19 protein-coding genes are annotated in these 22523 nt (G+C 62.0%); 10 read left to right on the top strand and 9 right to left on the bottom strand.

All coding sequences use genetic code 11. The features are described from left to right. Positions 1-24 precede the first annotated feature (24 nt). Together JWP26_RS00870 and JWP26_RS00865 are read left to right on the top strand one after the other, a co-directional pair. The gene (locus tag JWP26_RS00870; RefSeq protein WP_299722050.1) at positions 25-1566 is read left to right on the top strand and encodes a tryptophan halogenase family protein; all 1542 of its coding nucleotides are present in this window, start codon (positions 25-27) and stop codon (positions 1564-1566) included. Continuing rightward, entirely contained in the window at positions 1563-2207 is a 645-nt protein-coding gene (locus JWP26_RS00865) for a LysE family transporter (protein ID WP_299722047.1), read from the top strand. Before JWP26_RS00870 ends, JWP26_RS00865 begins: the two co-directional genes overlap by 4 nt. Positions 2208-2383: 176 nt before the next feature. Here JWP26_RS00865 and JWP26_RS00860 read toward each other — a convergent pair whose 3' ends face one another. Genes JWP26_RS00860 through JWP26_RS00840 form a run of 5 tightly spaced genes read right to left on the bottom strand, consistent with a single transcriptional unit; the run spans position 2384 to position 9772 of the window. Next, positions 2384-3754, bottom strand: a complete 1371-nt coding sequence (locus tag JWP26_RS00860) for an alpha-glucosidase/alpha-galactosidase (RefSeq protein WP_299722044.1) — start codon at positions 3752-3754, stop codon at positions 2384-2386. Positions 3755-3763: 9 nt separating this feature from the next. Continuing rightward, on the bottom strand, positions 3764-5428 hold the full coding sequence (locus JWP26_RS00855; RefSeq protein WP_299722041.1) for an ABC transporter ATP-binding protein: 1665 nt from the start codon (positions 5426-5428) through the stop codon (positions 3764-3766). Between the two features lie 13 nt (positions 5429-5441). Next, a complete protein-coding gene (locus tag JWP26_RS00850; RefSeq protein WP_299722073.1) occupies positions 5442-6563 on the bottom strand; it encodes an ABC transporter permease in 1122 nt (373 codons plus the stop codon). Between the two features lie 59 nt (positions 6564-6622). Continuing rightward, positions 6623-7630, bottom strand: a complete 1008-nt coding sequence (locus tag JWP26_RS00845; RefSeq protein ID WP_299722038.1) for an ABC transporter permease — start codon at positions 7628-7630, stop codon at positions 6623-6625. A gap of 54 nt (positions 7631-7684) precedes the next feature. Continuing rightward, the gene (locus tag JWP26_RS00840; protein WP_299722035.1) at positions 7685-9772 is read right to left on the bottom strand and encodes an ABC transporter substrate-binding protein; all 2088 of its coding nucleotides are present in this window, start codon (positions 9770-9772) and stop codon (positions 7685-7687) included. Positions 9773-9933: 161 nt separating this feature from the next. On the opposite strand from JWP26_RS00840, the gene JWP26_RS00835 reads away from it, so the two are divergent. Then, a complete protein-coding gene (locus tag JWP26_RS00835; RefSeq protein WP_299722032.1) occupies positions 9934-10863 on the top strand; it encodes a helix-turn-helix domain-containing protein in 930 nt (309 codons plus the stop codon). A gap of 226 nt (positions 10864-11089) precedes the next feature. Further along, a complete protein-coding gene (locus JWP26_RS00830; protein WP_299722029.1) occupies positions 11090-12232 on the top strand; it encodes an alpha-D-ribose 1-methylphosphonate 5-triphosphate diphosphatase in 1143 nt (380 codons plus the stop codon). A gap of 72 nt (positions 12233-12304) precedes the next feature. Here the strand turns inward: JWP26_RS00830 and JWP26_RS00825 are convergent, their stop codons facing one another. Further along, on the bottom strand, positions 12305-13060 hold the full coding sequence (locus tag JWP26_RS00825) for an SDR family NAD(P)-dependent oxidoreductase (RefSeq protein WP_299722026.1): 756 nt from the start codon (positions 13058-13060) through the stop codon (positions 12305-12307). A gap of 137 nt (positions 13061-13197) precedes the next feature. Between JWP26_RS00825 and JWP26_RS00820 the strand changes: the two genes are divergently transcribed. Then, positions 13198-13806 (top strand): TetR/AcrR family transcriptional regulator, encoded by a 609-nt coding sequence (locus JWP26_RS00820; protein ID WP_299722071.1) that lies wholly within the window; start codon positions 13198-13200, stop codon positions 13804-13806. A gap of 8 nt (positions 13807-13814) precedes the next feature. Here JWP26_RS00820 and JWP26_RS00815 read toward each other — a convergent pair whose 3' ends face one another. After that, positions 13815-14033 (bottom strand): DUF6500 family protein, encoded by a 219-nt coding sequence (locus tag JWP26_RS00815; protein ID WP_299722023.1) that lies wholly within the window; start codon positions 14031-14033, stop codon positions 13815-13817. 67 nt (positions 14034-14100) lie between these two features. Beyond that, on the bottom strand, positions 14101-14649 hold the full coding sequence (locus tag JWP26_RS00810) for a GcrA family cell cycle regulator (protein WP_299722020.1): 549 nt from the start codon (positions 14647-14649) through the stop codon (positions 14101-14103). Positions 14650-15038: 389 nt separating this feature from the next. Here JWP26_RS00810 and JWP26_RS00805 point away from each other — a divergent pair, with 389 nt between their 5' ends. From JWP26_RS00805 to JWP26_RS00785, 5 genes are all read left to right on the top strand, one after another. After that, positions 15039-16244: an aspartate aminotransferase family protein gene (locus JWP26_RS00805; RefSeq protein ID WP_299722017.1), complete on the top strand. Its 1206-nt coding sequence runs from the start codon at positions 15039-15041 to the stop codon at positions 16242-16244. A gap of 134 nt (positions 16245-16378) precedes the next feature. After that, positions 16379-17311, top strand: coding sequence for an ornithine carbamoyltransferase (gene argF / locus JWP26_RS00800; protein WP_299722014.1), 933 nt, complete (start codon positions 16379-16381; stop codon positions 17309-17311). Between the two features lie 199 nt (positions 17312-17510). Further along, a complete protein-coding gene (locus tag JWP26_RS00795; protein ID WP_299722011.1) occupies positions 17511-18512 on the top strand; it encodes an Hsp33 family molecular chaperone in 1002 nt (333 codons plus the stop codon). A gap of 238 nt (positions 18513-18750) precedes the next feature. Further along, the gene (locus tag JWP26_RS00790) at positions 18751-20637 is read left to right on the top strand and encodes a glycosyltransferase (protein ID WP_299722008.1); all 1887 of its coding nucleotides are present in this window, start codon (positions 18751-18753) and stop codon (positions 20635-20637) included. Between the two features lie 75 nt (positions 20638-20712). Further along, positions 20713-21378, top strand: a complete 666-nt coding sequence (locus JWP26_RS00785) for a dihydrofolate reductase family protein (protein ID WP_299722005.1) — start codon at positions 20713-20715, stop codon at positions 21376-21378. Positions 21379-21382: 4 nt separating this feature from the next. Here the strand turns inward: JWP26_RS00785 and JWP26_RS00780 are convergent, their stop codons facing one another. Next, positions 21383-22426, bottom strand: a complete 1044-nt coding sequence (locus JWP26_RS00780; protein ID WP_299722002.1) for a LacI family transcriptional regulator — start codon at positions 22424-22426, stop codon at positions 21383-21385. Positions 22427-22523: the final 97 nt, after the last annotated feature.

The following is a 22523-nucleotide window of genomic DNA, read 5'->3' as shown; positions in this document are numbered from 1 at the left end:
AGTGTCGTGGGGAGAACATAACGCATGGAAAAACCTGCGCATTTCGTCATTGTGGGCGGTGGCACCGCCGGCTGGATCGCGGCGTTCATCATTCAGGATGAGGCGCGGCGGAAGGGGCTGAACGCGAAGATTTCGGTGGTGGAGTCATCGAAGATTCCCACCGTCGGCGTTGGCGAGGCGACTACCGCGGCATTCCGGGTGTTGCTCAAGCATTTCAAGATCGATGAGTTCGAGTTTTTCCGCAAGACCGATGCCAGTTTCAAGCTGGGCATTCGCCACGAAGACTGGCGGCGCAAGGGTTTTACCTATTACGGGCCGATCGATGATCCGCATCAGGTGATCCAGGCGCCGGCGGGTGCACCGTCGGATTATCTCAATGTCTATGCGGTGGCGGCCGGAAGGGCGGTGCAGGAGATGCATCTGTTCCAGCCGTTGCTGGAGCAGAAGAAGGCGCCGTATGCGCGCAAGGCCGATGGATCGCTGATCCCGTTGGGGCCGTTTCACCATGCCTATCATTTCGACCAGGCGCTGGTGGGGAAGTTTTTTGCCAGCAAATCCAAGCATGTAGACATCGTCGATGCGACTGTGGCGAGCGTCGAGCGGGATGCGGAGAGCGGGCTGATCACGGCGCTGGTGCTGGACGACAATCAGCGGTTCGAGGGCGATTTTTTCATCGATGCGACGGGGTTTCGCAAGCAGATCATCGTTAAGGAACTCAAGGCGCCATGGAAGTCCTATGCGCATGAATTGCCGGTCAATCGGGCGTTGCCGTTCTGGATCGATATCAAGCCGGGCGAAGAATTACCTAATTATACAAGGGCTTGGGCGCAATCGTCAGGCTGGATGTGGCAAATTCCAACCCGCACGCGCTTTGGCTGCGGCTATGTGTATTCCGATGAATTCTCGACGCCGGAGGAGGCCAAGCGCGAGGTGGAGCTTGTGCTGGGGCATGAGATCGAGGTGCGGAGCGATATCAAATTCCAGATCGGGCGGCTGGAGAATGCGTGGATCGGCAATTGCATCGGGGTGGGGCTGAGTTCGAGCTTTCTGGAGCCGCTGGAGTCGACGTCTATTCATGGGACTATCGTGCAGATGATGCTGTTCGCGCAGCATTTCATGAAAGATCCCAAAGAGATAACCGACAAGGATAGGGCGGATTACAATGCGCGGGTGGGGCGGCAGGTGGATGATTTCCGCACTTTCGTGAACACGCATTACGTCACCGAGCGGGACGACACGCCGTTTTGGCGGGAGGTGAAGGCCAACCGCATTCATCCGGAGGCCAGGGAGCGGCTGGCGCGGTGGCAGACCCAGATGCCGCGGCATGAGGATTTTCCCAATTATCTCGGGGGGTTACCGCATATCGAGACGCAGTTGCATTATCCGGTGCTGAGCGGGCTTGGCTTGTTGAACCAGGATGTGGCGCGGCGGGAGATGGATCGCGATCCTAAGCTCAAGCGCTTTGCGCAAGAGACGTTCAATTCGCTGGTGAAGGAATATCGCGCGGCGGCGAGCCAGGCGATGCAGCATGCTGAATTTCTTGAAGCCGTTCAGGAGATGGGGTGAACGAGTTTGTGCCGTTTATCCTCGCGGTGCTGGCGCTGCTCGCGGTGCCGGGGCCGACCAATACGTTGATGGCCGCCGCGGGCGCCAGTCGTGGGTTGGTGAGATCGCTGCCGTTTTTGGCAGGTGAACTGGGCGGCTATTTGATTGCCATCACATTTTGGACCGAAGTCGTTGGTGCGGTGGCGACGAGCCAGCCGATGGTGCCGGTGATTGCCAAGTTCATTGCAGCGGCATTTCTGGTTTGGTCGGGGTGGAAGCTGTGGAGCGCGGCGGGGCGGGTCGATCTGAAACAGCGCGGAATTACCCTATCGCGGGTGTTCGCGACGACGTTGATCAACCCCAAGGGATTGGTGTTCGCGTTTGCGATTTTTCCGCAGGTCGGGTTTGGGGCGAGGGTGCCGTATTTGGGGTGTGTTCGCGGTTTTGGTGGCGGTTACGGCGATCGGGTGGATGAGCTTGGGGATGGTAGCGGAGAGGTCGTCGCGGGGGTTGTTGACGTCGGCGCGGGTGGAGCGAGTGACCTCTGTGGCCCTGGGGGTGTTTGCGGTGCTGTTGGTGGTGCAGACGGTGGAGGGGATGTTGGGGCATTGAGTGCCCGACCTCGTGGTTCGAGGCTCGCAAGAGCTCGCACCTCACCATGAGCTCTCCGAGAGACACGACTTCCAAGTAGCCCAACCCACAGTAGCCCTCATGGTGAGGTGGGCCGCTTGGCGCCTCGAACCACGAGGGCGTGGCGCAGTCCCCCAAAAACCAAATCGGCCCCGGTGCTTTCGCATCGGGGCCGTTGTGCAAACAGGGAGGACTAGTCCAAAGTCGCTTAAGCGACCTGCTGCTTGCGGGAGAGGCGGGCCCATTCGGGCAGCATGGTGCCGTGGGCGATGAGGAGATCGTCGACCAGGTTCCAGATCTGGTCGAGATCGAGTTCGGCGGCGGTGTGGGGGTCCATCATCGCGGCGTGGTAGATGTGCTCGCGGTTTTCGGTCATCAGCGCGGCGACGGTCAGTTCCTGCACATTGATATTGGTGCGGATCAATGCCGTGAGCTGGGGCGGCAGGTCGCCGATGAAGGTGGGCTGGATGCCCGAGGCATCGACGAGGCAGGGCACTTCGACGGCGGCGTTATTGGGCAGCGAGGTGATGACGCCATTGTTGCGGACGTTGCCGTAAATCACCGAAGGCTCGCCGGTCCAGACCGAGTTGACGATGGAGGAAGCATATTCCTTGGATTGCGCGACTTCGATGCGATCGGCGTTGCGATAGTCCTCGGAGGTCTTCTTCCAACGCGCGATCTGCTCGATGCAGCGCTTGGGGTATTCATCGAGCGGAACGCCGAACTTTTCGATCAGGTCCTCGCGGCCTTCCTTGATGAAATAGGGGGTGTATTCGGCAAAGTGCTCGGAGCTTTCGGTGACGAAATAGCCCAGGCGGGTGAGCATTTCATAGCGCACCTTGTTGTTCTGGCGCGGGTTCCACTTGCTGGCCTTCGGCGCTTTGCCCGAGGCATAGGCAGCCAAGAGATCAGGATAGAGATCACGGTAGGAACCATCGGCCTCGCGGTGCTCGAACTTGAGATAGAAGGCCATGTGGTTGATGCCGGCCGAGCGATAGCGGATTTCCTCGTAGGGGATGTCCAGATCGTGGGCCAGTTCCATGGCCGTGCCCTGCACCGAATGGCAGAGGCCAACCTGCTTGATGGTGGGGTATTTTTCGGCAATGGCCCAGGTGTTGATGGCCATCGGGTTGACGTATTGCAGCATGACCGCCTCGGGGGCGACCTGCAGCATGTCTTCGCAGATGCTCCACAGATGCGGAACGGTGCGCAGGCCGCGCATGATGCCGCCGACGCCTAAGGTGTCGGCGATGGTCTGGCGCAGGTTGTACTTTTTCGGCACGTCAAAATCGATCACGGTCGAGGGCTCGTAGCCGCCGATCTGGAAGCAGACGACGACGAAATTGGTGCCGTCGAGGGCCTGGCGCTGGTTGGAATAGGTCTCGACCTGGGCCGAAACGCCAAGCGTGGCGATCAGCTTGCGGGCGATGACTTCGCTTTCTTCCAGGCGGGTCGGATTGATGTCCATCAGACGGATGGTGGCGCCGGCTAATGCCGGGCGCTGCAGGATATCGCCGACAATGTTCTTCATGAACACGGCCGAGCCGGCGCCGATAAAGGTAATCTTGGGATTTGCCATAAAATGCTCCTAGGCGGCTATTTCAAACGCAGCGCGGACAAGGCGCTTTGTATAATCGGTTTGCGGATTGGTGAGGACTTCGGACACTGGGCCCTGCTCGACGATTTTGCCGTTTTGCATGACCATGACGCGGTGACAGAGGGCTCGGACGACCTTGAGGTCATGCGAGATGAAGAGGTAGCTGAGGCCTTTTTCATCCTGCAGCTTGCGCAGCAGGTCGATGATCTGGGCTTGCACGGAGAGATCGAGCGCCGAGGTGGGCTCGTCGAGCAAGATGAATTCGGGCTCGAGCGCAATGGCCCGGGCGATGGCGATGCGCTGGCGCTGGCCACCGGAGAATTCATGCGGAAAGCGGTTGAGGATGGTATCGGGCATGCCGCTATCGTGTAGCGCCTGGCGAACACGGTCCCCGCGCTCGGTACGGTTGGCGCCGATATTGTTGACGATCAGCCCTTCCTCGATGATCTGGCGGATCGACATGCGGGGGTTGAGCGACGAGAACGGGTCCTGGAACACGATCTGCATGCGAGAGCGTAGAGGCCGCATCTGCTGGCGGTCCTTGTTATCGATGCGCTCGCCATCGAAGTAGATTTCGCCGCCCTGGTTGTTGATGAGGCGGATCAGGGCCTGGCCGAAGGTGGTTTTGCCCGAGCCTGACTCGCCGACGATACCCAGTGTTTCATGGCGCTGCAGTTTGATATCGAGATTGTCGACGGCGCGCAGTTCGAAGAAATCAGGCTTGAAGAAGCCACCGCGCTTGAGCGTGAAGGCGACCTTGACGTTCTTGCCTTCGAGCATGGTCTGGCTCATATCGCCGAGCGGATTGGCAGTCCCCTTGGGCTCGGAAGCCAGCAGGTGCTTGGTATAGGCATGGGTGGGATTGGCAAACAAAGCTTCGGTGGCATTGTGCTCCTGCACGCGGCCGTTCTGCATGACGTAGACGTATTCGCTGAACTGGCGGACCACGGTCAGGTCATGGGTGATCAGGATCACCGCCATGCCGTATTTGTCCTTGAGGTCCTTGATCAGGTTGAGAATTTGCGCCTGCACGGTCACGTCGAGCGCGGTGGTGGGTTCGTCGGCGATCAACACGTCTGGGCGGTTGGCGAGGGCCATGGCGATCATGACGCGCTGGCGCTGGCCGCCCGAAAGCTGATGCGGATATTGCATCAGACGGGCGCCGGGATCGGGAATCTGTACTTCCTCGAGGAGGTCGCGAGCCTTTTCCATGGCCTGGCGGCGGTTCATCTTGTTGTGGAGATGGATCACCTCGCAGATCTGCTGGCCGATGGTGTAGACCGGGTTCAGCGAGCTCATCGGCTCCTGGAAGATCATGGCGATATCGTTGCCGCGCAGCTTGCGCATCTCGTTGTCACCCATCTTGACGATGTCCTGACCGGACAGGGTGATCTGGGTCTGCGGCGCGATGGTGGCCCGCTTGGTGAGGAGCTTCATCAGGGCGCGGGCGGTGACCGATTTGCCGGAACCGCTTTCGCCGACCAGGGCAATGGTTTCGCCCTTGTGGAGCTGGAAGGAAACGTCGCGCACGGCGTGCACGATGCCCCCCTCGACCTTGAAATCGACGGCGATATTGCGGGCGTCGAGGATCAGCTCGCGGCCATGGCTGCCCAGGTCGTGGCGGGTGTTGGAAACAGGCAAGTTGGTGTCGGTCATGGTCTTGCCCTACTCAATACGGATCGATGGCATCGCGCAGGCCGTCGCCCAGCGCGTTGAAGGCGAAGACGGTGATCAGCACGAAAATAACTGGCGACAGAATCCACGGATAGGAGCCGATCACCGAGAAGGTGCCGGTATCCTGCAGCATCAGGCCCCAGGAAATCAGCGGCGGTTTGACGGCAAAGCCGAGGAACCCGAGGAAGCTTTCGAGCAGTACCACGCTGGGGATCGCCAGGGTGACCGCCACGATGATGTGGCTGAGCACGTTGGGCAGGATATGGCGGGTGATGATGCGGATATCGGACGAACCCACAGCAATGGCGGCGCGCACATATTCGATGCGGGCCAGTGCTAGGGTCTTGGAGCGCACTTCCCGGCTCAGTTGCGCCCAGCCCAGCACCGCCATGACGGCGATGACGAAGCTCAGAAAGATATTGGACGGCGCCGTCACCGGAATGAGCGAAGTCAGGGCCAGATAGAGCGGCAATTGTGGAAAGGCGAGCACGAATTCCACGAAGCGCTGCACCCAGGCATCGGTGCGGCCCCCGAGATAGCCCGAAGTGATGCCGACCAGCGTGCCGACGACGGTGGTCAGCGCGACCACTGCCAGCGCGATCATCAGGGAAATGCGCGAGCCGACGATGCCGCGCGACAGGATATCGCGGCCGAACTTGTCGGTGCCCAGAAGATGGATCGGACGGCCATCGGTCGAACCGAAGAAATGGATATTGGACGGAATGAACCACAGGATTTTGTAGGCGTTGCCCGAGACGAACAGGCTCGTGGGCGTCGGGTTGGTCTTGTCGATGCCGCTGATGGGCTGGAAGGTGATCGGATCGAACTCGCCGCTATCGCCGATCGGATAGACGTAGGGGATGAGGCTGAACGTGTCCTGCGGCGTCTGGAACGCGATCACATCGGGCGGAGCGAAGGGCAGTTCGGCACGATTGGGATCCATAGGCGCGAAGAAATCGGCGAAGATCGACACCACGAGCAGCAGGGTGACGAGCGTCAGGCCGATCATGCCCATGATGGACCGGCGGAAACGGCGCCAGACCAGCGTGGCATAGCCTTCGTTGCCGGTGATGAAGCGGCCGGCCTTGGGTGGCGCTTCCTCGGCCGGGGTCGGCATGGCGGTGCCGGCATCGGTGGGGAGCGGAATGGAGGAGCGGGTGTTGATATCGTCGACCATCAGGCATCTCCCCCGAGGCGAATGCGTGGATCGATCAGCGCCAGCAGCAGGTCGGCAATGATATTGCCCACGATCAGCGTCGCGGCCAGCACCAGCATGAAGGTGGCGGTGACGTAGACGTCGCCGACACCCATCGAGCCGACAATGGCGGGACCGACGGTGGCAAGGCCAAACACCACGGCAACTTCAATTTCGCCGCTCAGCATATAGGGCAGCACAACGCCCTGATAGGCGATGAGGGGATGCAGCGCATTGGGCACGGCATGCTTGAGGATCACGGCGCTTTCGGGCAGCCCCTTGGCGCGCGCGGTTTCGACATATTGGGCGTTGAGCACGTCGAGCAGATTGGCCCGCATGACGCGCATATTGTAGGCCAGCCCGCCGAAGGTGGCGATAAAGATCACCGGCCACACATGGTAGAGCAGGTTGACGAACTTGTCCCAGCTCCAGGGCGCCCCGCCGTACTTGGCCGAGAAGAACATGCCCACCTCCTGCACGTTCAGTTTGAACACCAGGACGTAGAGAATGATGATCGCGAGCAGGAAGCGCGGGATGGTCATGCCGAGGAACGAGACCACGCCCAGCATGGTATCGACCCAGGAATACTGGCGGGTGGCGGCGACGATGCCCAGGCCGATGCCGAGCACGGAGGCCAGAATGTGACAGGTCAGCGCCAGCGCGATGGTGGCGGGCAGCCGTTCGGTCACCACGGTGCCGACGGGCTTGTTGTAATAGAGCGAATGGCCGAAATCGAAGCGGGTAACGATGCCGCCGAGCCAGTGGAAATACTGCACGACCATGGGATCGTTGAGACCGTTGGCCTGACGATAGGCTTCGGCCTGGATTTCCGCCTGTTCGGGCGAGGCACCGCCCTGATTGACCAGCATCGAGCGGATATAGTCGCCATAATCGCCAGGCGGGGCCTGGATGATGGCGAAGGTCACGACACTGAGCAACAGCAGCAAGGGGATGGCGCTGAGGATGCGAATAGCGAGAAAACGGAGCATCTCGGGCCCTTCTGGTAAGGAGCAGGGGACCAAAGGCCCCCTGCCTGTTCGTCATCAGTTCGCAGTGATCGGACCCGCCGAACCCGGAGCGCCCGGGAGCGTATCGGGGAAGAGCTCGTTGGTGCTCTGCTTGTCAGCCGCAACGTAGACGCGTTCGCGGATGATGTTGTCCTCAGCCCAGTTGAACTGGAAGATCGGCGCGCCCACCGGGATATTGGAGAAGCGCTTGTTGATGATCAGCGCACCGGGATACTGCGTCAAACCAATGGTATAGACGTTGTCAGTATAGGTGTGCTGGAACCGCTTCATGATCTCGGTGCGTTCGGCATTGTCCGAGGTGGCGATGAAGCTGTTCACGTCATTGACCAGGTCCTGTTCGAACGGGAGCAAGTCAAGCGTGCCGTCCGTACCAGCGCGGTGGAAGGCGTTGGTGCGCGGACCGACCGGAGCCAGAGCCGAGGTCGATTGGACCACGGTCACGATTTCGGCGGTCTGACGGGCCACGGCCCAATCCCACTTGCCAGATTCAGCCATGTCGTCGCGGGCCGTACCGGTCTGGAAGTTGGCAATGACGCGCAGGCCAAGCGGAGCCATCTGGGCGATGACGCCTTCGGCAAGGTTGGTGTCGGTGCCATAGTCCGTATTGGCGAGCAGGGTGATTTCCACATTGGCTCCGCCGGCCTGGTCAGCCGGGAAGTTGCGGATGCCGTCGCCGTCGGTGTCCTTCAGCCCAGCGCTATCGAGCAGCGCATTGGCTGCGGCGATATCGTAGGGGTAATAGACGGTCGACGCCTTGTCGTAGAACGAGGTGCCGGCATAGAGGCCACCCGGATAGATGGCGGTGAACGGGCCGCGCACCAGCGAGTCGCCGAGACGCTGCCGGTCGAGAGCCATGCTCACGGCCTTGCGGAAGTCGAGATTGCGGTTGAGCTCGCGCACCGCCTGGCCGCGGGTATCGGGCTCACCCCAACCATTGGCCGAGTAGTTCACCTGCAACACATAGCCGATGGTGCGGGCACCAAACTGCAGACGGGCCGGAGCAGTCGGTTCGGCGGAGCGCTTGAGCGCCTCGACATAGCCTTCGGCCTGTTCCAGGTTCGAGAAATCGCCCGAGCCGGCCACGGCCTGCACGTCGCGATCCGCCCAGGTCGACAGGCGATACTCGAGTTCGTCGAGATAGGGCAACTGGTTGCCGTTCTCGTCGACCTTCCAGTAGTAGGGGTTACGGCGCATGACGATGATGTCGTCGGGACGATATTCGACCGGCACCCAGGCGCCCATCACCGGCATGTTCATGAATTCGGGCGGGAAGGCGTTCTTGTACTGATCGTACGTGTTAGCCGTATTGTACTTGGGATGCTGGGGCTTAAGGATATGAGCGGGACCCGGGCAGAAGGTACCGTAGGCCATGGCATAGAGGTACTGCGTCGGCTTGACCTCCTTGAAGGTCCACTTGATGGTATAGTCGTCGACCTTCTCGAGGGTGGTGCCGACACCGAAGGTTTCGGGGGTGGCGCCGTTGAGCGGGGTGACGTTGGGATCGTTGACGTTGTCGTTCCAGTAGAACATCACGTCATCGGCGTTGAACGCGACGCCGTCGGACCACTTGGCGCCTTCGATCAGGTGCATGGTCAAGGTGTGGCCGTCTTCAGACCATTCCCAGCTCTTGGCCAAGTTTGGCAGCGGCTCAAGTTCGTCGGCTTTGACCTCGAACAGGGGGCCAGTGCGCGTCAAGCATTCGGACAGGCCGATATCGATGCCGCCCCAGCCCTGGGACTGGCCGCCGATATAGTTCCAGCCTTCGGGACGCCCGCCAATGACATGGCGCATCACGTCGCCATAGACGCCGATGCCGTCAGGCATGTTGGCGGTCTTGTAGACCATCGGTTCCTTGGGAAGGCGCTCGGCAACCGGCGGAAGCTTCCCGGCGGTGACGAACTTGGTCACCCATTCGGGCTCATGGTATTCGGGAAGCGCCTTGAATTCGAGAATATCCTTGATGCCGACAAGGATTGGAGCGCTTTGGGCCGCAAACTGCGGCGGATCTGGTGGCGTGGTGGGCGCTGATTGCGCCATGGCTGCGATCAGGGAAACGCCCAGCAGCAAGCCTGCCCCGCCAAGGGCAATTGCATGTTTTCTCATCATTCCTCCCATAGCAGCGGAACGGCGTTGATCGCCGCGCCGAATGAAACTCTTCGGCCGTAGGTCCGTGCTTGAGATAAAATCCTTACCCCTTGCCAGCGCGCAAACAATCCGGTTTGTTAGAGACTTATTCCGGGATTCAAAGATATGAACGCTCTTGTATGGATGAGTTGAACGCGGCGGGCGACCTCGTTCGCATCGGCCGTGGCAAGGCCCCTCGCCCCACCCCGCGCCCCGATCGTAAATTCTACGCGTCGGGGCGCGCCTTTGGCCGTTTCGGGGTGCGCTCGTTTCCGCCCCAACTCATGGCGGAGCCACACAGCCATGGCCATATCGAGTTCAACTGGCTGACCGCCGGCACGATGGACTATCTGGTCGATGGCCGCCCGGTGACGGTGGGATCGGACCGGCTGGTGGCATTCTGGGCTGGCATTCCGCACCAGACGGTGGCGCTGAGCCCCGAGACCGGAAGGGGACGGCAGGTCAATATCTACCTGCCGGTGGATGCCTTTCTGGACATGCCGCAACTGGGCTTGCTCACCGAAACCCTGATGGGGGGCGGCGTGGTGCAACTGCGGCCCGAAAGTATCGGGATCGATACGCTCGATCGCTGGCATGGCGACTATCGCAGCGGCAACAGCTTGCGCACCGATATCGTCAAGACTGAAATTGCCGCCATGTTCCGCCGCGCCGCCTTGACCGGCTGGGACCTGCTGCTGCCGGCCTGGATCGAAAATTCCAGCGCCCGCACCCGCACCGCCGCCCCGGTGCGCTATGTGGTGCGCATGGTGCGCCATATCGTGGAGAACCTGACCGACCCGTTGACGGCGCAATCCATCGCCGACGTGGTGGGCCTGCATCCCAATTACGCCACCAACCTGTTCGCCAAGGTGATGCATATCTCGGTGCAGAAATTCGTGGTGCGGATGCGCCTGATCCGCGCCCGCTCGCTGCTGTTCGAGGGAAACCTGTCGGTGTCCAATATCGCGTTTCAGTCGGGCTTCAGCTCGCTGACGCAGTTCTACGAGCATTTTCGCAATGCGTATGGAATTACGCCGAGTGAGATGCGCCAGGACGTGATTGATCGCTGAACCTATCACCAATCAGGCGATGCCGGCCTGCAAAGGCGGGTTCTCTGCGCTTCCGGTCCTCACGTACCGAAGTACGCTCCGGTCCGGTTCTCGCGAACCCGCCTTTTCGACTCGGCCTAGCCTGATTTGTGACAGGTTCAGTTCTTGCCAGCCATCGCCCGTCATCGCACCGTCATCAATGCCACCTAATCGCGCAGCAACAAACCAGCCGGATCGATTCATCCCTATGTCGCAGACACTCAGCAATGCCCGCATCGTGCTGGCCGATCGCACCATGAGCGGATCGGTGACTATCGAGGGCAGCACGATCACGGCGGTCGCGGAAGGCGACGGCAGGACGGGCGAGGTGCTGGATTTCGACGGCGATTACCTGCTGCCGGGGATCATCGACCTGCACACCGACAACATTGAGCACCATCTCAATCCGCGCCCCGCAGTGCGCTGGCCCGCGCCGGTGGCGGCGGTGCTGGCGCATGACTGGCAGGTGCTGGGAGCGGGCATTACCACGGTGCTGGATTCGCTATCGATGGGCGATTACGACAGCCAGGGAGCGCGCACCGCGATGCTGGAAGCGGCGATCGGCGCGGTGAACCAGGCCAAGGCCGCGGGCGTGCTCAAGGCCGATCACTATTTCCACTTCCGTTGCGAATTGTCCGACGCCGGCCTGCTCGACCTGGCCAGGCGACATATGGACAATCCGGCGCTGCGGCTGGTCAGCATGATGGACCACACGCCCGGCCAGGGGCAGTGGCACAATCTCGATATCTATCGGGCCTTCCGCAAAAAGAAGAACGGCCAAGTTTGGAACGATGAAGAATGGGAGGTCTATATTGCGGGCCGCCGGGAGTCCCAGGAGCAACATGTCGGGCCGGCCCGTATCTGGATCGCCGAAGCGGCCAGGGCGCATGGCATTCCCATGGCCAGCCACGACGACACCACGGTGAGCGACGTGGACCGGGCCCATGCGGACCGCATCGCCATCAGCGAATTTCCCACCACCTTCGAGGCGGCGCGCCATGCCCGCGAACTGGGCATGCAGATCGTCATGGGCGCGCCCAATATCGTGCTAGGCGGCTCCCATTCGGGCAATGTCAGCGCCGCGGCGCTGGCCGACGAGGGGCTGCTGGATATCCTGACGTCGGACTATGTGCCTGCCAGCATGCTGCAGGCAGCGTTTATCCTGGCGGCGCGTGGGATGGCGATGCACGACGCCGTGGCGATGGTGAGCAGCCGGCCGGCGGCGGTGTTGGGATTTGAGGATCGTGGCCGCGTCGAGGCCGGCCTGCGGGCGGATTTGCTGCGGGTGCGCGTGGTGGACGGGCTGCCGGTCATCAACGGCATCTGGGTGGCGGGACGGAAGTTCATGTAGTGGGATGGGCTGGGAGATGGCCAAAGCCATCCCCCGCATGTCCGGCCGAGCCGATAGCCCATTGGCCCACGATCACCAGGGGATGGTCGTGTTGTCCCACATGGTGAAGGTTCCGCTCGGGGCGTCGGGACCGAACAGGGCAACGCGCACCACTTCGCGGGAGCCGTCCTCGAGCGTGTCAGTGCCCTCAAAATTGTTCAGCGCGGTGCTGGTGAAGCCGGGCGAGACCAGGTTCACCTTGATGCCGCTGCCTTCAAGCTCGATCATCATGGCCAATGTGATGCCGTTGAGGGCTGTCTTGGAGGCGGCATAACCGGGCGTGTAAATATTGCGATAGGGGAAGGCCGGATCGGCATTGGCGGCGAGCGAGCCGACACCGCTCGAGACGTTGACGATGCGGGCATCCGTGCCTAGGCGCAGCAGCGGCAGCATGGCCTGGTAGACGGCGAGTACACCAAACACATTGGTGTCCCAGATGGCGCGGACCTCGTCGATGGAGACGATGCTGGCAGCGCTGGTCCTGGTGAATTCCGCCATGGTCACCGGGCCTGTGCGGTTGTTGGAAATGCCGGCATTGTTAACCAGCAGGTCGAGGCGGCCGAACTCGGTTCGCACGCGGTCGGCGGCGGCCGCGATCGAGGCGGCGTCGGTGACGTCGATCTGCATGGCAATGGCCCCTGCCCCGATGGATTTGGCCGCGGCCTCACCCTTTTGCGCGTTGCGCGAGCCGAGCAGAATGGTGACGCCATTGGCGACGAGTTCCTTGGCGAGCTGCAAGCCGACGCCCTGATTGGCCCCGGTGACGAGGGCAATGCGTGTATCAGTCATGATGGTATCCTTTTTGCGCTGCTGTGTGGTCAATGGCGCCGCGATGGGCTATATCGATCTAAACGGAACAGCATTCCGTCTATATACGGAACGTTGTTCCGTTTTGGCAAGAGGAAATTTTCGCCGTGAGCGCAGACGTGCCTGCATCAGGAGACGACACAGGACAGCCGGCGGCAAAAACCCGGGCTCCGCGCGCCGATGCGCAGCGCAACCTCGATGCCTTACTCAGAGCGGCGATGGCTGTGTTCAGCTGCTCTGGTGTCGAGGCGCCGGTGCGCGAAATCGCTGATAAGGCCGGGGTTGGCGTCGGCACGCTGTATCGGCATTTTCCGCAGCGTGTGGACCTGGTGGTGGCGGTGTTCCGCAACGAGATCGATGCCTGCGCCGATGCGGCGCCGGCCTTGGCCGCCGTGCATAGCCCCAGCGAGGCCCTCGGCCTGTGGATGCAGCGCTATGTGGATTTTCTCAATGCCAAACGCGGGCTGGCGGCGGCGCTGCACTCCGGCAACCCGGCTTTTGATCCATTGCCGGCCTATTTCTGCGAGCGGCTTCGCCCTGCCCTACGGAGCCTGCTGGACGCCGCTGCCGGGGCGGGCGAAATCCGCGGCGATATCGATCCGGACGATCTGCTGGAAGCTGTCGGCGGCCTCAGCCGCTCCGCGCCGAACGGCGATCTGACCCAGGCCCGCCGCATGGTGTCGCTCCTGGTGGATGGGTTGCGCTATGGGGCAGGCCCCAAAGCGTAGTCGCCACCTCAGGCCAACGCTTCAAGCATAGCCCTGATTTTGGTGGCTTTCTCGAAATGGTCGAGGCGGTGGGTTTCAATCCACCAGGTGGCGGCCTCCATCAAAAGGTCCGGGTCGTCATTTTTGTTGGCGAAGAAGGCGTAGAAGGACAGCCCGACGCCCTGCCCCTTCTGGGCGATCTTGGCATCGCAGACGGCCATGGCCTTTTGTCGGAGGGACGCTCGCATGGGAGTCTCTTGCACAAACAAAAGGGGCGCCATTGGCGCCCCAGTTTTCGGGAGGGAACGGGAGATTTCAGCGCCGCTTGCGGTCGACCTGATGGTAGGCCTTGCGGGCATGGAATTCGCAGTAGGGGCTCGTGTCCTGGGCGTGGCCGCCGCAGAAGTAGAAGTCCTTGTTAAGCGGGTCGCCGATCGGCCACTTGCAGGTGTCCTCGGTCAGCTGCAGCAGGCTCAGGCGCTTGTCTTCGGGAATGAAGATTTCCTGGCTCGCCGGCGCCACATAAAGCTGGGCTTCGATTTCGGGGTTCGAGGCCAGGGCGGTGGCGCCCATGGTCTGCGGGCGGCTGCTCATGCTGGCGCGGGCCTTGTTCATCCCCGCCATCGCATTGCCGATGGTCGAGGCAGGGCTGGCCACCCGGCGCGGCGCAGGGCGCGCTGCCGGACGGGCGCGCGGCGCCGAATTGGTGGGCTTGGCCCGGGCTGAAAGTTTAAGCCGGTGGACCTTGCCGATGACGGCGTTGCGGGTCACCCCTTCGCCGAGTTGGCCCGCGATCTGGCTGGCGCTCAGGCCCTCCATCCAAAGCTTCTTCAACGTCTCGACGCGCTCGTCGGTCCAGCCCATGGGCTGCGCTCCTGAAACCATCGTCAAAGCAGAATCCTTCATTGCGCTCCCAGAATGGCCTGGTCGCCAAATATCGCTATACGTCGTATGTTAGGTGGGTCCGCCACACGAGATATCGTGTCCCCAACGCGTTCTATACTACGCTATCGGTGGAATCGGGATCAAGAGTCCAAGCCCATTTTCCCCGGAAAAACGACTGGTTAACATCGCGTAAAGAAAGGCTGAGTCAATTCAGTCACTTGGCGCGCAAACATTGACTTTCAAAGCAAAAATGCTCTATGTCAGGGCCGGAACGCGCTGCATAACTGGAGCGCGTTTTTGGTTTTTTCGGGGCCAGTGATAATTCCGTCACCGCCCTGTGCCTTGTCTGTCACACCTAACGAAGGTCAATGTCCATGTCTGCGCTTTTTGGCACCTATGCTCGGTCCGAACTCTCGTTTGAGCGCGGCGAAGGCATGCGCCTTTTTGACCAGAACGGCTTGGCTTATCTGGATTTCCATTCCGGCATTGCCGTCAATGCGCTCGGCCATGGCGACGCGCATCTGATCGCGGCGCTGAAGGCGGCGGCCGACAAGGTCTGGCACACGTCCAACGTGTTCACCATTCCCGAGCAGGAACGGCTGGCCCAGCGGCTGGTTGATGCCACGTTTGCCGATTCAGTGTTCTTCACCAATTCGGGCGCCGAGGCGCTGGAATGCGCCATCAAGACGGCGCGGCACTATTTCTTTGCCAAGGGCGAGCCCGAGCGCTTCGAGATCATCGCCTTCACCGGCAGCTTCCATGGCCGCACCATGGGCACGATCGCGGCGGGCGGCAATCCGAGTTATCTGGAAGGCTTCGGCCCGGCCATGCCGGGCTTCAAGCATGTGGCTCCGGGCGATCTAGCCGCGGTCGAGGCGGCGATTACGCCGCAGACCTGCGCCATCCTGATCGAAACCGTGCAGGGCGAAGGCGGCGTCACCGCCATGACCAATGAATTCATGCAGGGCTTGCGCGCACTGTGCGACAAGCATGGCATGCTGCTGGTGCTTGACGAGGTCCAGTGCGGCTATGGCCGGACCGGGCGCTTCTTTGCTTTCGAGTGGAGCGGCATCACGCCCGATATCGTTGCCGTGGCCAAGGCCATCGGTGGCGGCTTCCCGCTGGGGGCGTGCCTCGCCAAGGGCGATGTGGCGGCCTCCATGGTGCCCGGCACGCATGGCTCAACCTATGGGGGCAATCCGCTGGCGACAGCGGTCGGCAATGCGGTGCTTGACCGTATCCTGGCGCCCGGCTTTCTCGATCAGGTCAACCAGATGGGCCAGAAGCTGGCCTGGCATCTGCAGCAGCTCGCGCAGCGGTTTCCCGATTTTGTCGTGGAGCACCGCGGCAAGGGCCTGTTGGCCGGTATCAAGATCACCCCGCCGGTGCGCGATTTCGTCGCCCGGCTGCGCGATGATCACAAATTGCTAGCCATCGGCGCCGGCGACAATGTGCTGCGCCTGCTGCCGCCCCTGATCGTCTCCGAGGCCGATATCGAAGAGGCTATCGACAAGATTGCCGCGGCCTTCACCGCGATCGAGACGGAAACGGCTTCGGTGCCGGCAGTCGACTAATGCAGGACGCACCTCAATATTTCGGACGGCGACGACGCGGTTTGTTTCCTCCACCCTGAGGTGGAGGCAGCATTCATTGCGGTGCCCACAGGGGCGCCGCCCGCTTTTCTATGCGTCACAAAGGAACCCGGCCCATGACATCGACCGGCACACCCAGACATTTTCTTTCGATCGACGATTTCGACTATAATGAATTGCGCGGCATGCTCACCGCTGCCGGCTCGCTCAAGGCCCGCCTGAAGGATGGCGACCGGCCCAAGCTGCTGCAGGACAAGGTCCTGGCCATGATCTTCGAGCGCCAGTCCACTCGCACCCGCGTCAGCTTCGATGTGGGCATGCGCCAGTTGGGTGGCGAGACCATCATGCTGTCCGGCCAGGAAATGCAGCTCAGCCGCGAAGAGACCCTCTCGGACACCGCCAAGGTGCTCAGCCGCTATGTCGATGCGATCATGATCCGCATTCTCAGCCATGCCGATCTGCTCGATCTGGCGGAAGCCGCGACCGTGCCGGTCATCAACGGCCTGACGCGTCGCGCGCATCCCTGCCAGATCATGGCGGACCTGATGACGTTTGAGGAGCACCGCGGCAATATCAAGGGCGCCAAGGTGGCCTGGGTTGGCGATAGCAACAATGTGCTGCATTCCTGGGTCAACGCGGCCGAGGTGTTCGAATGCCACCTGACCATTGCGGTTCCGGACGAGTACAGCCCGGAAAAAGACCTGATGCAGGACATTCGCCGGGCGGGCAAGTATGTGACGCTCATCGAGGACCCGCGCGAAGCGGTCGAGGGCGCCGATCTCGTCATCACCGACACCTGGGTGTCGATGGGTGACGTGGATATTGCCGAGCGCCGGCGGGTCTTGAAACCCTACCAGGTCAACACCAATTTGATGGCCTTGGCGGACAAGAACGCCTTGTTCATGCACGACCTGCCCGCGCATCGCGGTGACGAGGTGACCGACGAGGTGATCGACGGTCCTCAATCGGTGGTGTGGGACGAGGCCGAAAACCGCCTCCATGCACAAAAAGCCATCCTGTGCTGGGCGTTTGGGGTTGAAACAAACTAGAACAAACTAACGGCCTATTGCCGTGCTTTGTTCTGTCACAGCGTCATTCCCGCGCAAGCGGGAACCCATTCTTCTGGGTATCCCCAGCAGAAGCAGAGTGGGTTCCCGCTTGCGCGGGAATGACGTTGTGGTTTGATCGACTTCGGAAGGCCAGGCCTGCCGAAAGAAACCAATACAAATGACGACGGACGCGACCGCTATGCCTGACACACTGATGAGTTCCCTCGGCCTCGATCGCCCGGAAACCGGCGATGACGCGGTCGTGCCGTTCACGCTCGACAAGCTCGATACCCGCGGCCGCTCGGTGCGGCTGGGCGAGGCGCTCGATACCATTCTGAGCCGCCATAACTATCCGGCTCCGGTGGCGCGGCTGCTGGGCGAGGCGGTGGTGTTGGCGTCGCTGATCGGCTCGTCGCTGAAATTCGATGGCCGCTTCATCATGCAGACCCATACGGATGGGCCGGTGAACCTGCTGGTGGTCGATTTCGACGCGCCGGACGGGATCCGCGGCTATGCGCGCTACGATCATGAGGCGCTGCTCAAGGCGTCCGAGGAGGGCAGGACCAAGCCGGGCGAGCTGCTCGGCCATGGCCACCTCGCCATGACTATCGACCAGGGCGCCGATATGGAGCGCTATCAGGGCATCGTGGCGCTCGAGGAGGAATCCCTTGAAGAGGTCGCACACACCTATTTCATGCAATCCGAGCAGATCCCCACCAAGGTGCGGCTGGCGGTTGCCGAATTCATGCAGAAGGGCGATCACCGTCCCCATTGGCGCGCCGGCGGCGTGCTGATCCAGCATCTGCCCGAGCATGGGCAATCGATGATGGCCGACCTGCCGGGCAATGGCGACTTCGACAATCCGGACATGTCCGATCCCGACTTCGTCGAGCCCGATGTGTGGAACGAAGCCAAGACGCTGCTGATGACGCTGGAAGATATCGAACTGGCCGACCCCGACCTGTCGCCGGAGCGGATGCTGTTCCGGCTGTATCATGAGACGGGTGTGCGGGTGTTCACCCCCACGACGCTGGTGGAGCGCTGCACCTGCTCGGCCGACCGGATCGAGGACATGCTGGCCACCAGCTTCACCCCCGAGGACCGCGAGGAAATGGCGGTCGATGGCCAGATCGAGGTGGTGTGCGAATTCTGCTCGACGGCGTACCACTTCAATCCGCATCAATTCGACGCCAAGCACTAAGCCTAAATCATCAAAACAGTCAGCACCGCTGCCCCATCGGGCGGCGGTTTTTTGCTTAGTTACAAGCACTTGCGCAATTGTACATTTATGACAGTATGCCCGTAGAGTAAAACAGGCGGGGCAGCGCCAGTTGATCTTTTTGGGGACGTCGCATCGCGCGCGAACAGTGCGCATGGCCGATGGGTACTGGGCTATTGCCCGCGATACTCAATTGACCTCGTGTCGGGCCGGTTGAGCCATGTCCGATGCACTGGACCTCATCGCGGCGGTAATGGGCACGGGCGATTCCCAGGGTTTGACCGCCGAGCAGGTACTGGAACGCGCGCTGGAGCGTGAGGTCGACCCGCTCAGCTATTGCGCCAATACGCTCAATCTTGGTCAGATCACGGTAATGCGGCGGGCGGCGCACTGGGCCGGCTTCGCCTTTTTCGATGTGATTCCTCGCGGCCTGTCAGGTCATGCCGAACACTATCCCCTGGCAGAACTGGCGCGGGCGCGCGCCGTGCCGCTGCGGCTGATCGATCGCGACGTATTCTTCTCTTCCCCCGGTTTCTTTGAAATCCTGGCGCTGCGAACCCGGCTGCGCGAACGGCCGCAATTGCATAGCCGGGTATGCTTCGTGCCCGAGGCGGCGATCCGCGGTTATATGGTGCAGGCCAGCTCGGAAGCGCTGGTCGACAATGCGCGGCAAGGGCTGGCGCGGCGCTGGCCGTTTGCCACCGCACAGCTGGAACTGACCCGGCCGGTGCGGATCGTCTTTGTGGTGGCGCTGACGCTGCTGGTTGGGATCATCATCATAGTGCCGTTCCTCGGGCTGAGCTGGCTGTTGCCGTTGAGCGTGGTGCTGCTGGGCCTGCCCGCCGTGTTGCGGCTGGCGGCAAGCTGGCGCGGGCTGGTTGAGGGCGCGCCGCCACCGCCGCCGGAGCGGCCCGACGATGCGGAACTACCGGTCTACTCGGTGCTGGTGCCGCTGCGCGACGAGGCGCATATGGTGCCGCAATTATACGCCGCGCTGCGGGCGCTGGATTATCCGCCCGAAAAACTCGACATCAAATTCGTGGTGGAGGACCGCTCGCGCGCCACGATCGATGCGGTGGGCCGCCTGCCGGACGATGGAAGTTTTTCGCTAATCTGCGTGCCCGACGCGGCGCCGCGCACCAAGCCCAAGGCACTGGGTTTTGCACTGCCGGCGTGCCGGGGCGACTTTGTGGTGGTGTTCGACGCCGAGGACCGGCCGCACCCCGACCAGCTCTGGCAGGCCGCAGCAGCGTTTCGCGACCAGCCGGATGTGCAATGCCTGCAGGCCGAACTGCTCATCGACAATGCCGACGAGCACTGGTTGGCGGGCCTGTTCGCTGGAGAATATGCGGGACTGTTCGGCGCGCTGTTGCCGGCCCTGGCGGAATGGCAATTGCCGATGCCGCTGGGTGGAACGTCCAACCACTTCCGCATCGCCGCGCTGCGCGCCATCGGCGGCTGGGACGCGTTCAACGTGACCGAGGACGCCGACCTGGGCATGCGGCTGGCCCGCAGCGGCTATCGCACCGCGATGCTCGCCTCGCACACGCTGGAGGAAGCCCCGACGCAGTGGCGAAGCTGGCTGGGCCAGCGCACGCGCTGGATGAAGGGCTGGATGCAGACCTTTATCGTGCACAACCGTTATCCGATTACGCTGCGGCGCGAGATGGGCTGGCGCTCCATGTTTGCCTTCAAGGTCACCGTGCTATCGATGATCGTATCGCCGCTGCTGCATACGGCGCTGTTGCCGACGCTGTTGGTGCAGACGGTGATGAACCAGTTCCTGTTCGGCGGCTTCGGCTGGTCCTGGGCAGCGCTGCATCTCGGCCTGCTGTGCTTTGGCTATTCCACCACCCTGGCGCTGACCCTGATCGGCTTGCACCGGCAGCGACGCTATCGGTTGATGGTCCTGCAATTGCTGCTGCCGTTCTATTGGCTGCTGCTGGCCATCGCCACGCTGCGCGCCCTGCATGAACTGCTGGACCGGCCGTTCTATTGGGCCAAGACCGAGCATAGGGTGCGCAAGACCGGCCTGAGCGTAAAAGAGCGGATCAGGCGGACGGGAGGCATACCCAAGGACCCCGAGCATCCAAGGCCTGCCGAGTAAGCGTCCTTTTGCTCCCTGATGTCGGATCGGCGCGCTTCGGGCCGTCCTTGGTGCTTAAGGGAACGGAGATCCATGATGAGGAAAATTATCGCTGCTGCCTTCGTCAGTCTGGATGGCGTGATGCAGGGTCCGGGCGGCCCGACGGAGGACCCAACCGGGGGCTTCACCCAGGGCGGCTGGACCGTCACGTTCTGGGACGAGACCATGGAGCAGTTCATGGGTGGCATGTTCGGGGACGCATTCGACCTGTTGCTCGGCCGCAAGACCTACGAGATTTTCGCGGCGCACTGGCCCTATCTGGAGGACGACCCCATCTCGGTGCTGTTCAACGGGGTGACCAAATATGTCGTCACCTCATCGGCGTCCGAACCGCTGAACTGGGTCAATTCCGTCCGCGTCACCGGCGATGTTCCGGGCGAAATTGCCAAGCTCAAACAGGGCGACGGGCCAAATCTGCTGATCCAGGGCAGTAGCGTGTTGTTGCAAACCTTGCTGGAGCACAATCTTATCGACGAATTCCGGCTGTTGACGCTGCCGGTCGTGCTGGGTTCGGGCAAGCGCCTGTTCGGGACGGGCACAAGACCCGGAGCCCTCAAGCTGGTGGAAAGCGGGGTTTCCAAAACCGGCGTCATCGTCAGCGTCTATCATCCTGCCGGCGCCATACCGATCGGCAGCTTCCAGTCCGCACAGCCCTCCGAGGCTGAAGGCGCACGGCAGGACCGGATGAAGCACGAAGGGTGACGGCCTAGCTGCGCCAGCGCGGCGATGGCTCGAACAGGGTTTGCAGCGTTTCGGGGGCCTCGCCATTGATGCGGCGCAGCAGCAGGCGGGTGAGTTCCCCGCCGGCGGTGAACACGTCCTCGACGATGCTGTCGAGCCTGGGGAACAGCGTCGGCAGGATGTCCGAGGTCTGCTTATAGATCAGCTCGACGCCCTGCCCGAGCTTCAGGCCGCCATCCTGCAGGCCGCCGATCAGGGCTAGGGTGCGCATTTCGCTATCGCAGATGATGCCATCCGGCCGGTCGGCCCGGCGGGCGATATCGAGGCCAAGCTGGCGGATTTCGTCGGGCCCGCCACGCAGGGCCGCGCTGTCCATGATGGTGCCGACAATGCCCAGCCGGGCGGTGGCGTGGTGGAAGGCGGTGACGATATTGTGGTGATTGGTGGTGCTGTCGTCGCCCACCAGCATCAGCAGGTGCTTGCAGCCCTTGGAGGCCAGCCGCTCGGCCGCCACGGTGGCAAAGGCTTCGGAATGGAAGTCGTGATAGGCGTGCTGGGTGAAGAACTCGGTGCGGCCATGGCTGACGAAGGGGAAGTTGGCGTCCATCAGCAATTGCACACGCCGGTCGCGCGGCCCCGTATGGGTGATGATGACGCCGTCGGCGGTGCGGTTATCCAGGATGTAGCGCACGGTTTCGACCGATTGGGTACGCACGAATTCCGGGATCACTGTCAGGTGGTAGCGCGAGCCCCGAATGGCCTGGCCGATGCCCTGGATCATCTGACGGGCAAAATCGATGGAATCGTCGCCGCCATCCAGCACCAGGGCGATGACATTGGTCTTGCCGGTCCGCAGGCGCACACCGGCCCGATCGGGCACATAACCGACGGCCTTGGCGGCCTCGGCCACCTTGCGGCGCGTCTCCTCCTTGAGCGCGGTGCCGCCGCGCAGTGACAGCGACACCGTCGATTGGCTGAGCCCCGTCAGTTCGGAAATCGTGCGCAGCGTGGCGCGCTGGCCAATCGCCCCCGCGCCGTTTCCGCTGCCTTTGTCTTTGCCGCCAGCCATTGTCTGTCCGATTGTCTCCAGCGGTCTTTTACACCCTGTCACCAGGATTCAAAACAGCGAAGATTTTGCAACGATGCAGAATGAGGTACGCCCTTCA

It is taken from the genome of Devosia sp., from assembly GCF_028290435.1.
Lineage (GTDB): Bacteria > Pseudomonadota > Alphaproteobacteria > Rhizobiales > Devosiaceae > Devosia.
Note: the sequence above shows the minus strand (reverse complement) of the source record. Positions and strands in the feature narration are given on the sequence as shown.